The organism is Streptomyces sp. NPDC001750, from assembly GCF_042892615.1.
Classification (GTDB): Bacteria; Actinomycetota; Actinomycetes; order Streptomycetales; family Streptomycetaceae; genus Streptomyces.
This window is the reverse complement of the sequence record NZ_JBIAUE010000005.1, coordinates 68,214-82,327: the sequence shown is the minus strand read 5'-3', so window position 1 is coordinate 82,327 and position 14,114 is coordinate 68,214. Positions and strand designations below refer to the sequence as shown.

Annotated in this window: 11 protein-coding genes; 5 read left to right on the top strand and 6 right to left on the bottom strand. The window is 72.0% G+C overall.

Features of this window, described 5'->3' with window-relative positions:
• Positions 1-255 precede the first annotated feature (255 nt).
• Both ACFYY6_RS10670 and ACFYY6_RS10665 read left to right on the top strand, forming a co-directional pair.
• Positions 256-5,433 (top strand): amino acid adenylation domain-containing protein, encoded by a 5,178-nt coding sequence (locus ACFYY6_RS10670; protein ID WP_389192660.1) that lies wholly within the window; start codon positions 256-258, stop codon positions 5,431-5,433.
• A 1,051-nt stretch (positions 5,434-6,484) separates the two neighbouring features.
• Positions 6,485-7,249 carry a BTAD domain-containing putative transcriptional regulator gene (locus ACFYY6_RS10665; RefSeq protein ID WP_360114524.1) on the top strand — a complete coding sequence of 255 codons (765 nt, stop codon included), beginning with the start codon at positions 6,485-6,487 and terminating at the stop codon, positions 7,247-7,249.
• Positions 7,250-7,508: 259 nt separating this feature from the next.
• Here the strand turns inward: ACFYY6_RS10665 and ACFYY6_RS10660 are convergent, their stop codons facing one another.
• Positions 7,509-7,994, bottom strand: a complete 486-nt coding sequence (locus tag ACFYY6_RS10660; RefSeq protein WP_388651079.1) for an ArsI/CadI family heavy metal resistance metalloenzyme — start codon at positions 7,992-7,994, stop codon at positions 7,509-7,511.
• Positions 7,995-8,074: 80 nt separating this feature from the next.
• On the opposite strand from ACFYY6_RS10660, the gene ACFYY6_RS10655 reads away from it, so the two are divergent.
• From ACFYY6_RS10655 to ACFYY6_RS10645, 3 genes are read left to right on the top strand one after another with little or no spacing between them, the layout of a single operon-like run.
• Positions 8,075-8,476, top strand: a complete 402-nt coding sequence (locus ACFYY6_RS10655; protein ID WP_351518647.1) for a metalloregulator ArsR/SmtB family transcription factor — start codon at positions 8,075-8,077, stop codon at positions 8,474-8,476.
• A 20-nt stretch (positions 8,477-8,496) separates the two neighbouring features.
• Positions 8,497-9,582 carry an ACR3 family arsenite efflux transporter gene (arsB, locus tag ACFYY6_RS10650; protein ID WP_351518717.1) on the top strand — a complete coding sequence of 362 codons (1,086 nt, stop codon included), beginning with the start codon at positions 8,497-8,499 and terminating at the stop codon, positions 9,580-9,582.
• Positions 9,575-9,982, top strand: coding sequence for an arsenate reductase ArsC (locus ACFYY6_RS10645; protein ID WP_351518649.1), 408 nt, complete (start codon positions 9,575-9,577; stop codon positions 9,980-9,982). The genes arsB and ACFYY6_RS10645 overlap by 8 nt, the downstream gene beginning before the upstream one ends.
• A 51-nt stretch (positions 9,983-10,033) precedes the next feature.
• On the opposite strand, the gene ACFYY6_RS10640 is transcribed toward ACFYY6_RS10645, so the two are convergent.
• The 5 genes from ACFYY6_RS10640 to ACFYY6_RS10620 form a co-directional block, all read right to left on the bottom strand.
• Positions 10,034-10,948 carry a hypothetical protein gene (locus ACFYY6_RS10640; protein WP_389192657.1) on the bottom strand — a complete coding sequence of 305 codons (915 nt, stop codon included), beginning with the start codon at positions 10,946-10,948 and terminating at the stop codon, positions 10,034-10,036.
• Between the two features lie 2 nt (positions 10,949-10,950).
• Positions 10,951-11,304, bottom strand: a complete 354-nt coding sequence (mnhG, locus tag ACFYY6_RS10635; RefSeq protein WP_351518653.1) for a monovalent cation/H(+) antiporter subunit G — start codon at positions 11,302-11,304, stop codon at positions 10,951-10,953.
• Positions 11,301-11,654: a monovalent cation/H+ antiporter complex subunit F gene (locus ACFYY6_RS10630; protein WP_351518655.1), complete on the bottom strand. Its 354-nt coding sequence runs from the start codon at positions 11,652-11,654 to the stop codon at positions 11,301-11,303. The genes mnhG and ACFYY6_RS10630 overlap by 4 nt, the downstream gene beginning before the upstream one ends.
• A 69-nt stretch (positions 11,655-11,723) precedes the next feature.
• A complete protein-coding gene (locus ACFYY6_RS10625) occupies positions 11,724-12,344 on the bottom strand; it encodes a Na+/H+ antiporter subunit E (RefSeq protein ID WP_388651083.1) in 621 nt (206 codons plus the stop codon).
• A complete protein-coding gene (locus ACFYY6_RS10620; RefSeq protein ID WP_386608298.1) occupies positions 12,341-13,996 on the bottom strand; it encodes a Na+/H+ antiporter subunit D in 1,656 nt (551 codons plus the stop codon). Before ACFYY6_RS10620 ends, ACFYY6_RS10625 begins: the two co-directional genes overlap by 4 nt.
• Between the last annotated feature and the right edge of the window lie 118 nt (positions 13,997-14,114).

The following is a 14,114-nucleotide window of genomic DNA, read 5'->3' as shown; positions in this document are numbered from 1 at the left end:
ACCGGGCCGGCCGGGTCCGTACGCGGCGGCGAGGGCCTGTCCTCGAACCGCCGCCTGCCGTGCGACGGCGGTTCGAGGACGGGCCCGGCACGCACGGCCCGGCCCCCGGCCGGACGTCGGCGGTTCGAGGACGGGCCCGGGGCCGGCGGGCCCGGCGGCGGGACCGCGCACCGGCCGTCGCACCACGACGCAGTTGACCGTGTCCGGAACGGAGCAGCCCGGCTGTCCGACCCGTCTCAGCCCAGGAGTACGTCTGTGAGCACGCCTTCCTCCCCCCGACCCCACACGTCCCCGACCGATGCGCCCGGGCCCCGGGCCGCCGAGTGGCACCGGCCCGGCGGGATCCCGGAGGCATGGCAGGGCCCCGTCGTGCCGGAACCGGGCGCCACCCTGCCGGAGCTGTTCGAGCGGCAGGCCGCCCTGACCCCGGACCGGGTCGCGGTGGTCGCCGGCCGGGCGGAGATCCGTTACGGGGATCTCGACGGCCGGGCCAACCGTCTGGCGCGCCTCCTGCTGGCGCGAGGCGTGCGGCCGGGAGACCGTGTCGCGCTGGTCCTGGGCCGCTCGGTGGACCTGCCGGCCTCTCTGCTGGCGGTGCTCAAGTGCGGTGCGGCCTATGTGCCGGTGGATCCGGCCTATCCGGCCGAGCGCGTCGCCGACGTGCTCGGCGACGCGGCCCCGGCGCTGGTGGTGGCGCAGACGGCGACGCGGGACCGGCTCCCGGTGTCCGGCGCCGCCCGACTGCTGCTCGACGACCCGGACAGCGTCCGCGCGCTCGCCGGGCTCGACGGCGGCACACTCACCGACGCCGAACGCGGCGTGCCGCCGCACCCCGCATCGGCCGCGTACGTGATCTACACCTCGGGCTCGACCGGCCGCCCGAAGGGGGTGGTGGTCACCCATGCCAACCTGTCGAACTTCCTCACGGACATGGGCGCCCGGTTCCCGCTCGACGGGAGCGACGGCTGGCTCGCCGTCACCACGATCGCCTTCGACATCGCCGCACTGGAGCTGTATCTGCCGCTGGTCAGCGGTGCCCGGGTGGTCCTGGCGGACCGGGCGGCGGTGCTGGATCCGGCGGAGCTGATCGCGCTGCTCCACCACCACAAGGTGACGATCATGCAGGCCACGCCCTCCCTGTGGCGGGTGCTGTCGGCCGAGCTGTCGGAGCGCGACGAGGTGCCTGTGGCGCTGCGCGTCCTCGTCGGCGGCGAGGCCCTGCCCGCGCGTCTCGCCGACGACCTGCGGCGGCTCGGCGGGACGACCAACCTCTACGGCCCGACCGAGACCACCATCTGGTCCACGGCCGCGCGGATCGACGCGGGCGCCCCGGACGGGCCGCCGCCGATCGGCCGTCCGATCGCGAACACCCGCGCCCATGTCCTGGACGACCGGCTGCGGCCGGTGCCGCCCGGGGTGACGGCGGACCTGTACCTCGCCGGGGCGGGGGTGGCGCGCGGGTATCACGGGCGGTCCGGGCTCACCGCGGAGCGTTTCACGGCCGATCCCTTCGGGCCGCCGGGGTCCCGCATGTACCGCACGGGGGACCGGGTCCGCCGGAGGCAGGACGGGGAACTGGTCTTCGTCGGCCGCGCGGACGGCCAGGTCAAGGTCCGGGGTCACCGGATCGAGCCGAGCGACGTGGAGGCGGGGCTGGCACGCCATCCGGACGTGGACCAGGCCGTCGTGGTCGCGCGCGCGGACGCGGCCGGCGACCAGCGCCTGGTCGCCTACGTCACCTCCGCGGCGACGGACACCGGCCGGCTGCCCGCCGCCGTCCGGGACTTCGCGGCGGAGCGGCTGCCCGAGTACATGGTGCCGGCGCTGGTGGTGGTCGTGGACGCGCTGCCGCTCACCGCCAACGGGAAGGTGGACCGCAAGGCCCTGCCCGACCCCGATTTCGCCGGGAGCGCCGGAGCAGGCCGGTCGCCCGCCACCCATCGGGAGGAGATCCTCTGCGGGCTGTTCGCGGAGGTCCTGGGCCTGCCGCGGGTGGGGGTCGACGACGACTTCTTCGCACTGGGCGGGCATTCGCTGTCGGCGTCCCGGCTGGCGAGCCGGGTGCGGGCCGTGCTCGGTGCGGAGCTGCCGATCAGGACGTTGTTCGAGGCGCCGACCGCCGCCGGGCTCGGCGCCCGTCTCGACGGCGCGGACGAGGCCCGTCCGGCGCTGTCGCGCGCGGACCGCCCGCGGGCTGTGCCGCTGTCGTTCGCGCAGCGGAGGCTGTGGTTCATCAACAGCCTGGAGGGGCCGTCGGCGGTCTACCACCTGCCGTCCGTGCACCGCCTGAGGCGGGGCACGGACCGCGCGGCGCTGGAGGCGGCGCTGGGCGATGTGGTGGAACGGCACGAGGCGCTGCGCACCGTGTATCCCGAGACCGACGGGGAGCCCCGCCAGCTGGTGCTGGACCCCGCGTCCGCCCGTCCCCCGCTGCGGGTGGTCCGGTCCGTCCCCGAGCGGCTGGAGGCCGAACTGCGGCGGGCGGCGGCCGTACCGTTCGACCTCGCACGTGAAGTGCCGTTGCGAGCGGTGCTGTTCGAGGTGGACGCCGATGAGTCCGTGCTGCTCCTGGTGTTCCACCACATCGCGTCCGACGGGTGGTCCGACGGTCCGTTCGGCCGCGATCTGGAGCACGCCTACGCGTCGCGGTGCGCCGGAACGGCTCCGGACTGGGCCGAACTGCCGGTCCAGTACGCCGACTACACCCTGTGGCAGCGTGCACTGCTGGGCGGGGCGGCCGATCCGGCGAGCCGGTTCGCGGCCCAGCTGGATTACTGGCGCGAGGCGTTGCGGGATCTGCCCGAGGAGCTGAAGCTCCCCTTCGACCGTCCGCGCCCGGCGGTCGCGAGCCGTCGTGGGGAACGGATCGCGTGGCGGATCGACGCCGGTCTGCACGCCCGCCTGGCCGGGCTCGCCCGCGAGAACGGCGGCACGCTGTTCATGGTCGTGCAGGCGGCACTCTCGGCGCTGTTCCACCGGCTCGGCGCCGGTGACGACATCCCCCTGGGGTCGGCGGTCGCGGGGCGGCCCGACGAACTGCTCGACGACCTGGTCGGGTTCTTCGTGAACACCGTGGTCCTGCGCACCGATGTCTCCGGGCGGGCCGGTTTCCGCGAACTGCTCGGACGGGCGAGGACGGCCACGCTCGCCGCCCTGGACCACCAGGACGTGCCGTTCGAGCATGTCGTGGAAGCGGTCAATCCGCTGCGTGTGCAGGCGAGGCATCCGCTGTTCCAGACCATGCTGGTGTTCCAGGACGCGGGCGAGACCGGCCTCTCGCTTCCCGCGCTGGCCCGGACGTCCGAGGAACTCGGCACCGGCACCGCGAAGTTCGACCTCCTGTTCAACGTCTCGGCGCACCGCTCCGAGGAGCGGGAGTGTGCGGGGATGACCGGCACGGTCGAGTACGCCACCGACCTGTTCGACCGTGCCACGGTGGAGCGGATCCTGGAACGGCTCGTCCTGCTGCTGGAGGCCGTGGCCGAGGACCCCGACCGGCCGGTCGCCTCGATCGATCTGCTCGACGACGCCGAGCGGCATCAGGTGCTGATCGGCTGGAACGACACGGCCGCGGCGCTGCCGTCCGGCTCCTTGAGCCGTCAGGTGGAGGAGCAGGCCGCCCGCACCCCGGACGCGGTCGCGGTGACGGATCCCGGGACCACGCTCTCGTACGGTGAACTGAATGCCCGGGCCAACCGTCTGGCCCGGCTGCTGGTCGAGCGGGGAATCGGCCCCGAGGACCATGTGTGCGTGCTGCTGCCGCGTTCCGCGGAGCTCCTGGTCGCCTTTCTGGCGATCTTCAAGGCGGGCGCCGTGTACGTGCCGGTGGACCCGGCCTTCCCGCCGGACCGGATCGCGTACATCACCGAGGACTGCCGACCCGCGCTCGTCCTGACGCGCGGCGCCGCGAGCGGGTTGCCGCCCACCGCCGCGGCGCTCCGGCTCGATGCGCCCGGAACCGCCGAGGCGTTGCGCCGCCACTCGCCGGAGAACCTGACGGCTGCTGAAGCCCCTGCGGCCGACCCGCAGTCGCCGTCGTACGTGATCTACACCTCCGGTTCGACGGGCCGGCCCAAGGGCGTCGTGGTCACGTACCAGGTGCTGGACAACCTGATCGCCTGGAACCGGCACGCCATCCCCGTCGAACCCGGGGCCCGGGTGGCCCAGTTCAGCTCGATCACCTTCGACGCCTCCATCCACGAGTTCCTGGCGACGCTGGTCAACGGCAAGACCCTGCTGGTCCCCACGGAGGAGACCAGGCTCGACCCGGCGGAGCTGGCCGCCTGGCTGGAGCGGGAGCGGGTGACCGAGTTGTTCGCACCCGATCTGGTCATGAGCGGTGTGTACGAGGCGGCCAACGAGCGGGATCTGGAGCTCGTTGCGCTGCGCCACGTGCTGCAGGCGGGAGAGGCGCTGCGACTGTCCGAGAACGTCGCCGCGTTCCATCGGCGCCGCCCCTGGGTCCGGCTCCACAACCACTACGGGCCCTCGGAGACCCATGTGGTGACCGCGTACACCCTGCCGGAGGACGTGGACGACTGGCCCACGACGGCCCCGATCGGGGCACCGGTGTGGAACAGCGGGACGTATGTGCTGGACGCATCGCTCAATCCGGTGCCGGTCGGCGTGGTCGGCGAGTTGTATCTGGCGGGCGACGGTGTGGCGCGCGGCTACCTCGGTCGCGCCGGGCTGACGAGCGAGCGCTTCGTCGCGGACCCGTTCGGACCGCCCGGCTCGCGCATGTACCGCTCGGGCGACCTCGCCCGTTGGCAGCCCGACGGGCAGCTCGACTACCTCGGGCGCGCCGACGGCCAGGTGAAGATCCGGGGTGTGCGCATCGAGCCGGACGAGATCGTGAGCGTGCTCTCCGGCTGTCCCGGGGTGGCGCAGGTTGCCGTGGTGGCGAAGGCGTCGCCCTCCGGGGAGAAGCAGCTGGTGGCCTATGTGGTGCCGTCGTCAGGGGAGCGCTGCCCGGACACGTCGGTACTGCGTGGGCACGCCGCCGCGGCGCTCCCGGAGTACATGGTCCCGTCGGCCTTCGTCGCGCTCGACGCGTTGCCTCTGACCGGAAACGGCAAGCTGGACCACCGGGCCCTGCCCGAGGTCCGCGCCGCCGTCGCCCCGGGCGGCACGCCGCCGCGCGACGAATGGGAGCGGAAGGCGTGCCTGCTGATCGAGCACGTCCTGGACGTCACCTCGGTCGGCAGGGAGGACAACTTCTTCTCCCTCGGCGGGAGTTCGATGGCGGCGGCGAAGCTGGTGAACCGCGCCCGCTCGTCGCTGGGCCTGGAGCTCACGGTCCGGGCGGTGTTCGAGGCACCCGTGGTGGCGGATCTGGCGCGGCGGCTCGCCGGTGCGGCTCCGGCACGGCCGCTGGGCGTCTCCATCCGGGATCTCGCGAGCCGTCGGCGGTCCATGACGACCGACGGCTGAGCGGTCAACGGGGCACCAAGGGCCGGTAAAGCGGATTCCTTCCTCCCTCGAGGCGGGGGCCGGACATCGATTCGCCTCGCAAAGGAAAAGCCCGCCCCCATAATCGATCACCACTGAACTCGGGGAACGGTTTTCACCGTTCCCCGAGTTCAGTGGGTTCGGATTGTCGCGACATATTCCGAAGGGCAGGGGGCGGTATTGCCCGCCTGTGAATCCGCTGTGATTCGTGTACGGCCCGCCCGTGATCGTAGGACGCACCTCCGGTTGTTTTCGCGTCCCCGGAACCGGAGGGCGCGGGAGACCGATCGACCATTGCGCACCGAACGGACGGAACGGGACCGTACCCCCTTCACGGCATGGACCGAACATTTCTCCGGGAGGTCGGGATTCATGGAGTTCGCGGCCCCACGCGTCCATGCCCGAGCAACCCGTGACCGGTTTCTTCCGGCGCTGCCGCGGCGGCCTCCGAAAACTCCGGAGGGCCGAGCATGCGGAATGGGAGTGTTTGCACCGGGAGAAGACGCGCTCCACCGCTCGGACGACTCCGCGACGAGGGCGATGGAGAGAAGATCCCCACAGCTCGGGGGGATTGACACAGACGATGCGGACGAGCACGGTGATGCCAACGGGGAGGTTGGGGTGGACAGTGCGTTGTCGTGGGCCGGTCGGCGGTCCCCGGATTCCGTCGAGGAACCAGCGCCACGCCGGAAGGGACTGCCCCCGGCAGCCCCGGGCGCGCGGATCCGGACGCCATCGGGCCGAGTACGGCGCCCTCCCGACCGCCGGGCCGGATGCCTGGTGATGAAGCGGTCGATGTCCAGCGCAGCAGCGTAGGTGACACCCCAGGTCCTGCGGAGCCCCTCGGTCGGACGCGTCCTCGGCGAGATCGTTCCTGCCAGGGGCCTTCTGCTGTGAGGAATTCGAGAGCCTGAGCGGCACACGGGCCACGAGCCACGAGCCGCGATCGGTGTCACCGAGCATGTCGAGACGTTACCGAGAAAGGTTCACGGGTAGTTTCATGAGTGGCGACTGTACTATTTCGGTACGCGCTTTGGGCGCCTTCAAGGTTACGTTCAACGGAGACCCCGTTGAAAGGTGGCAGGCCGGAAAGGCGCGGAAATTACTTCAGTTCCTGTTGCTGCACCGGGATCAGGTGGTGTCACGCGACAGCCTCTACGACGCACTCTGGCCGGACGCATCGACGGCGGCCAACTCCAGCTCGCTCAAAGTCGCGGTGCACGCACTCAGGAAAATATTGCAGCAGGCTCAGCGCCTGCACAGCTCGGAGCATCTGAACTCCTCACTGCGTGTTCACACATACGAATCCGGCTACAAGCTGGAGACACGCAACGTCTGGACCGACTTCAACGAGTTCGAATCACTGGTCGACCGGGCGTACAACGCCCAGAAGAACCACGAACTCCACCGCGCGGACGAGCTCTACAGCAAAGCGAGCGAAATCTACGAAGGTGAATTCCTGCCGGGCCTCACGGACGACTGGGCGGCCACCCAGCGCGAGTGGCTGAGGAGCCGTCAACTCGTCGCGTTGAACTTCCTTTCCGAGAGGCACCTCAAACAGGGCGATCACCTCGGAGTCATCGATGTGTGCCGCCGTATGCTGGCCGTCGACTCCCTGCACGAGGATTCGTATCGCATGCTCATCTCCGTGCATGCCGAACTGGGCCAGCTGACGCAGGTCCAGCGGTGGTACCGGCTCTGCGTCAAACGGCTGCGCGACGAGCTCCAGGTGCCCCCGAACGACAAGACCCAACGCATGTACGAGCACGCTCTGCGCGGTGAACAGCTGAGCTGGTGACCACGGCGCCCCGACGGTGATCGACCTCCGCATCCCCTCCCGCCGTCCCCGATGCCCACCGCGACCGGTCCACCGGTCGGCGGGCGGGCGGCCCCCGCCCCTCCCACCGACTGCCTGACCGCGGTCGCGCTCCGCCCCGGACGCCACCGCACGGCCCCGCCCCTGCCGGCGCCGACACTGGTGGGCGTGCTCCCCTCGGCCGTCGCCGACGTCCGAGGGGACGGACACCCGCCGCGCCCCAGGCGCAGGACGGCCGGTTTCAGCCGTCGCAGGCGCATCGCTCGATCGACGGCGCGACCGCCCCGGCCGCGAGGTCGGCGACACCGGTCCGGCCGGAGCAGCAGGCGCCGTCGAGGACAGTGCCCTTGCCCAGCCGGTCGGCGTCGGCCTTGACGACGTAGACCTCCCACGGCTCCTTGCCGGGGCCGTGCACCCACACCTTGTCCTGGAGCGCGTAGCAGCAGGACGTGTCGTTCTCCTCGAACGTCGCGAGTCCCGCGTCCTCGAGACGGGTGGCCGCCGCGGCGACCTCGTCGGTCGTGGCGACCTCGACGCCGAGGTGGTCCAGGCGGGTGGCGCGACCGGGCTCGCCCTCGATGAGGACGAGCTTGAGCGGCGGGTCGGTGATGGCGAAGTTGGCGTAGCCGGGGCGGCGCTTGGCCGGCTCCACGCCGAACAGCTTGGCGTAGAAGGCCACCGATTCTTCGAGGTCGGCGACGTTGAGCGCGAGCTGGACACGGGACATGACGGTCTCCCCGATCACGTTGTATCGATGTCGGTCGATGCAACCTTGCGCCTTGGGTCGAAGAACGTCAACATAGAAGCATGTCGAAACAAGAGCTGGTGGTGCTCGACGGGGACGGCGCCGGAGAGTGCTGCCCCACACTGCTGACCACCCCGCTGGACGAGAACCGGGCCGAGACGCTGGCGAAGGTGTTCAAGGCGCTCGGCGACCCGGTGCGGCTGCGGCTGCTGTCCCTGATCGCCTCCCGCGAGGGAGGAGAGGTCTGCGTCTGCGACCTCACCCCGGCCTTCGACCAGTCGCAGCCGACGATCTCCCACCACCTGAAGCTGCTGAAGCAGGCCGGGCTCATCGACTCCGAACGCCGCGGCACCTGGGTGTACTACCGGCTGCTGCCCGAGATGACCGACCACCTCGCCCGGATCCTCGCGCGACCCACCGGGCAGCGGCATGCCGAACCCTCCCCTGCCGGGGCCGCCTCGTGAGCGAGGACGGGATCCCGGCCATGCCGGTGGCCGGGCGGCTGTCGTTCCTCGACCGCTTCCTCGCCGTGTGGATCCTCGCCGCCATGGCCGCCGGCCTGGGGCTGGGCCGCCTCGTGCCCGGCCTGGGGGACGTGCTCGCCGGGGCCACCGTCGCGGGCGTCTCCCTGCCCATCGCGCTCGGCCTGCTGGTGATGATGTATCCGGTGCTCGCCAAGGTCCGCTACGACCGTCTCGACACCGTCACCCGCGACCGGCGCCTGCTCGTCCCGTCGCTGGTCCTGAACTGGATCGTCGGCCCAGCGCTGATGTTCGCCCTGGCCTGGGCGTTCCTGCCGGACCTGCCCGAGTACCGCACCGGGCTGATCATCGTCGGCCTGGCGCGCTGCATCGCCATGGTCATCATCTGGAACGACCTCGCCTGCGGCGACCGTGAGGCGGCCGCCGTCCTGGTCGCCCTCAACTCGGTGTTCCAGGTCGTCGCGTTCGGTCTGCTCGGCTGGTTCTACCTGACCTTCCTGCCCGGCCTGCTCGGCCTGGAGCGGACCTCGCTCGACGTCTCCGCCCAGGAGATCGGCGGCTCCGTGCTCGTCTTCCTCGGCGTCCCGCTCGCCGCCGGGTTCCTGACCCGCCGCCTGGGCGAGAGGGCCCGGGGCCGTACCTGGTACGAGACGAAGCTCGTGCCGCGCATCGGCCCGTTCGCCCTGTACGGACTGCTGTTCACCATCGTCGTCCTGTTCGCCCTCCAGGGCGAAGCCGTCACCTCCCGGCCGCTCGACGTCGCCCGGATCGCCCTGCCGCTCCTGTTGTACTTCGCCGTGATGTGGGCCGGGTCCATGGCCGTCGGCCGCGCGGCCGGACTGGACTACCCGAAAGCCACCACGCTGGCGTTCACCGCGGCGGGCAACAACTTCGAGCTGGCCATCGCGGTAGCCGTCGCCACCTTCGGCGCCGCCTCCGGCCAGGCCCTCGCCGGAGTCGTCGGCCCCCTCATCGAAGTCCCCGTCCTGATCGGCCTGGTCCATGTCTCCCTGGCCGCCCGCCGCTGCTTCCCCCGACCCCGTCCCGCCGGACCGGCGGCGTCCCCGGAAGGTTCCGCCCGTGTCTGAGTCCGCGAAGCCGTCGGTGCTGTTCGTCTGCGTCCACAACGCCGGGCGCTCCCAGATGGCCGCCGCCTTCCTCACCCATCTGGCGGGCGACGCCGTTCAGGTCCGCTCCGCGGGATCCGCTCCGGCCGACACCGTCAACCCTGCCGTGGTCGAAGCGCTGGCAGAGGTCGGCATCGACATCTCCGCCGAGACCCCCGAGGTGCTGACCACGAAGGCCGTACAGGCATCCGACGTCGTGATCACCATGGGCTGCGGCGACACCTGTCCCGTCTTCCCCGGCCGGAAGTACCTCGACTGGGAACTGGACGATCCCGCCGGACAGGGTGTCGAGGCGGTCCGTCCCATCCGGGACGAGATCGAGCGGCGCGTCCGCGGCCTGCTCGCCGGCCTCCTGCCCTGAGGGCCGTCGCCGGACCGCCGCCCGCCACGCACGGATGCCCCCGACGGCTCGTCAGTGCCCGACGTCGCGGGCGAGGTCCAGGCCGAGGACGCGGTCGAGATGGGCGAAGGTCTCGAACTTGGCGCCGGACCGCACGTCGCCCCGGGCCGCCGCGTCGGCCAGCAGGTCCAGGACGGCGTGGACACCGAGGTCGTCGACGAGCGCCTGGTGCGAGCGGCGCAGCAGTTCGGCGGGGATCGGCGCGGACGGCTCGCGTGCCCAGCCGGCCACTTGTCGGCGCCACTCGCGCAGGGTGTGCCGGGCGGCGGCCAGGGCCTCGCCGGTGACCGTCACCGGCGAGGCGTAGGGGCACCCGAGCAGGAGCAGGCGCAGGGCGAGCGGATCGGCCGCGTCCGGTGCGCCCGCGGTGCTCGTGCCCGGCACGGTGGGCACGGCCGGGTCGACGGGTGTGTCGGGCGTGGTCGGCGTGGCGGCCTCGGCTCCGGCCGGGGCCGGGCCGTCCGGGGAACGGGGGCCGTCCGGCGGGGTGCTCTCGCCCGACGGGGCCGTGGTGACCGGCCCCACCTCGATCCGGACCCCGCTCGTGGCGTCGGCCGGACCCTCGCCCCGGGCGGTCACGTGGACGTCGGCGGGGCCGCCGAGCGCGGCGTCCGGATGGCGTGCTCCCACGACGACGGGCGGGTGGATGCCCAGCACGTCCATGACCCGGTCGAGCGCCCGAGACCGGTCGTCGGCCGGAGGCGCGGTGGTGGTGAGGACCGTGACGACCTGCAGGCCCTGGAGCTCCGCCACGCGCGCGAGCAGGTCGCCGATCAGCAGCACGCGCAGATGGACCGGCCGGATCCCGGTGCCGTTGTCCGTCCCCGTGTCGAGGGCGGGCAGGTGGACGCGGCTGCGCAGCAGCCGGCGCGGCGGGGCGGGTACCTCCACGAGGCGGCCGGTGCGGGTGTCGGTGACGCGCAGCATGATCAGTTCCCCTCGGTCAGTTGCTCGTCGAGTTCGTCGAAGAGCAGCTCGCTGTGGTCGATCTGGCCGGTACGGTAGGCCGCCCGCGCCACCAGGTGCGCCGCGACCGGTCCGGTCATCAGCTGGAAGAACGCGATCAGCGCCAGGGTGGCGAGATCCATGCCGCTGCGCAGCCGCAGGGCGACTCCGACGAGGACCAGGATCATGCCGAGGGTCTGCGGTTTGGTGGCGGCGTGGCTGCGGGAGAGCACATCGGGCAGCCGCAGCATGCCGATCACGCCGAGCAGGCAGATCGCCGCGCCGGTGAACACCAGTGCCGCACCGGCCGTGTCGAGGACCTGGACCCAGACGTTCACCGTGTCTCCCCCTCGACGCCGTCGCGTCCGCCGCCGTGCGCGGCCGGGCCCGTTCCGTTCCGGGGCACCGGGCGGTCGCGGGCGGCGATGAAACGGGCGATGCCGACCGATCCCGTGAATCCCAGGAAGGCCAGCACCAGCATGATCGGGAAGTAGAACGGGTCGCGCGCGAAGGCCGATTTCGCACCGAGACCCGCGATGATGAGCGCGGCGGCCACGTCCAGCGAGATGGCCCGGTCCAGCATGGAAGGGCCTCGCAGGATGCGGGCGAGCAGCAGCGCGCCGGCGATGACGATCACGACCACGGCGGCGGTGAGCAGCACCCGGTCGACGGTCTCCGGAACACTCATGCGCCGTGCCTCCTCCTCATGCGCCGTACCTCCTCATGTACCGTCCCCCTGTTCGTACGAGGTGGCTCCTCACGCTTCGTGCCTCCCCCGGTGGGCGACGGATGGCGGTGGTCCGGCCACCCGGGCGATCTCGTCGGGGGTGCCGAAGGCCCGTACGACCAGCCGCTCCAGGCGCCACACGGATCGCCGGGCCGCGTCCAGCGCGGCGGGCCGGTCCGCGTCGAGGACGTGCAGGAAGACGGTGGTGGTGGCGCGGCGCACCTCGACGATCGATCCGCCGGGCACGTTCGAGACGGCGACCGCGGTGGCCGCGAGCATCAGGTCGGAACGGCAGCGCAGCGGTACGGCGATGACCGCGGCCCGGTGCGGGTGGCCGACGAAGATCTGCCGGGTGACCCGCACGCCCGAGGTGTACATGTCGTGGAGCAGGGAGCCGGTGAGCACCAGGATGCCCCAGGGGTGCAGGCGGAGCCCGAGGTCGACCCGGGGCAGTGGGAAGGCCAGGCACACGGCGATCGCGACGACCGCGCCGGTGACCACGTTGGCCCAGTTCGGCCCGGACCAGAGCAGCACCCAGATCAGGGTGAGCCAGGCGATCAGCGGGAGGTCCAGCACGCGTCGCCGCGCGTACCAACCCCGGTAGGGCGGCGGTCCGTTGTGCCGGAAGGACAGGGCGATGACGCGTTTCACCGGCCGAACACCGCCTCCGTGTAGGGGGAACGGCCGAGGAGTTCGACGGCTGAGCGGTCGGCGTACGAGGTCAGCGGCCCGGCGAACACGGTGAAGGCGAGTCCGAGGGCGACGGCCGCGGCGGTGGCCGCCGTCATCGGGCGCGGCAGCCGGGTGGTGGTGGTGACGGCGTGTCCGTGCAGGGTGGCGGCGACCGCGCGCCCGGCGGGCTCGTGGCGGTGCGGGACCGGTTCGTCGCCGCTGCCGGGGATGTGGTCGGGGCCCGGACCGAGGTCGATGTCGCCCTCGTCGGAGCCGGACTCCAGGACGGTGCCGTACGCCGCCTGCCCCGGGGGCGCCGCCCGCCAGAACGCCAGGTTCCAGACCTTGGCCACCACGTACAGCGTGAGCAGGCTGGTCACGGCCGACCCGATGACGAGGAGCCAGGCCCAGGCGCCGCCGTCCTCGACACCGGCCCGCATCAGTCCGAGCTTGCCGATGAACCCGGACAGCGGCGGAATACCCGCGAGGTTCATGGCGGGGACGAAGAAGAGGACGGCGAGCAGGGGCGCGGCCGCGGCCAGACCGCCGATGCGGGTGAGTTCGGTGGTGCCGCCCCGGCGTTCGATCAGCCCGGTCGCCAGGAACAGCGTGGTCTGGACGGTGATGTGGTGGGCGACGTAGACGATCGCGCCGCCGTACGCGTCCCGGGTGGCGAGGCCGATGCCGAAGACCATGTAGCCGATGTGGCTGATGAGCGTGAAGGAGAGGAGCCGCTTCAGGTCGGTCTGGGCGACGGCCCCGAGGATGCCCACGGTCATCGAGGCCAGGGCGACGGCCATCAGCAGGTCCCCGAGCCGGTTGCCGGGGAAGAGCAGCGTCTCCGTACGGAGCATGCAGTAGACACCGACCTTGGTCAGCAGCCCGGCGAAGACCGCGGTGACGGGGGCGGGCGCGGTCGGATAGGAGTCGGGGAGCCATGCGGCGAGCGGGAAGGCGGCGGCCTTGAGGGCGAAGACGGTGAGCAGCATCGCCTGGATCAGGGTCTGGACGCCGGTCGGCAGTTCGGCGATCCTGCCCGCCAGCTGGGCGAAGTTGGCGGTGCCGGTCGCCGCGTAGGTCATGGCGATGGCGGTGAGGAACAGCATCGACGAGAGCAGCGAGACGATCACGTAGGTGGAGCCCGCGCGGACGCGGGGGCCGGTGCCGCCGAGGGTGAGCAGGACGAAGCTCGCGACGAGCATGATCTCGAAGCCGACGAAGAGGTTGACGAGGTCACCGGCGAGGAACGTGTCGGAGACCCCGGCGACCAGGATCAGATAGGCGGGGTGGAAGACCGCCACGGGCGTCTGCTCGTCCCGGTCGGCCATGCCCTGGCCGATGGAGTAGACGAGCACGCAGAGCGTGATGGCGGAGGAGACGGTCAGCATCAGCCCGGACAGCCGGTCGGCCACCAGGGTGATGCCGATCGGCGGTGCGAAGTCGCCGAGATGGACGGCCAGCGGGCCGTGCAGATCGGTGACGATCATCAGGGCGACGGAGAGCGCCAGTACGACGGTGAGCACGGCGACGCTGACCAGGCGCTGGACCTGTTTGAGCCGGGTGCCGAACGCGAGGCTCAGGCCGGTGGCGCAGAGCGGCAGCAGCACCGGCAGCGGGACGAGTGCGTTCATCAGCGGGACGAGGACGTTCATCCGGTGGCTCCCGGGTCGGTGTCGTCGGGGCGGGTCGGCCGGGGCGGACCGTCCCCCGGGCGGGACCGCCGCGAGGGGCCGTCGTCGGGGCGGGGCT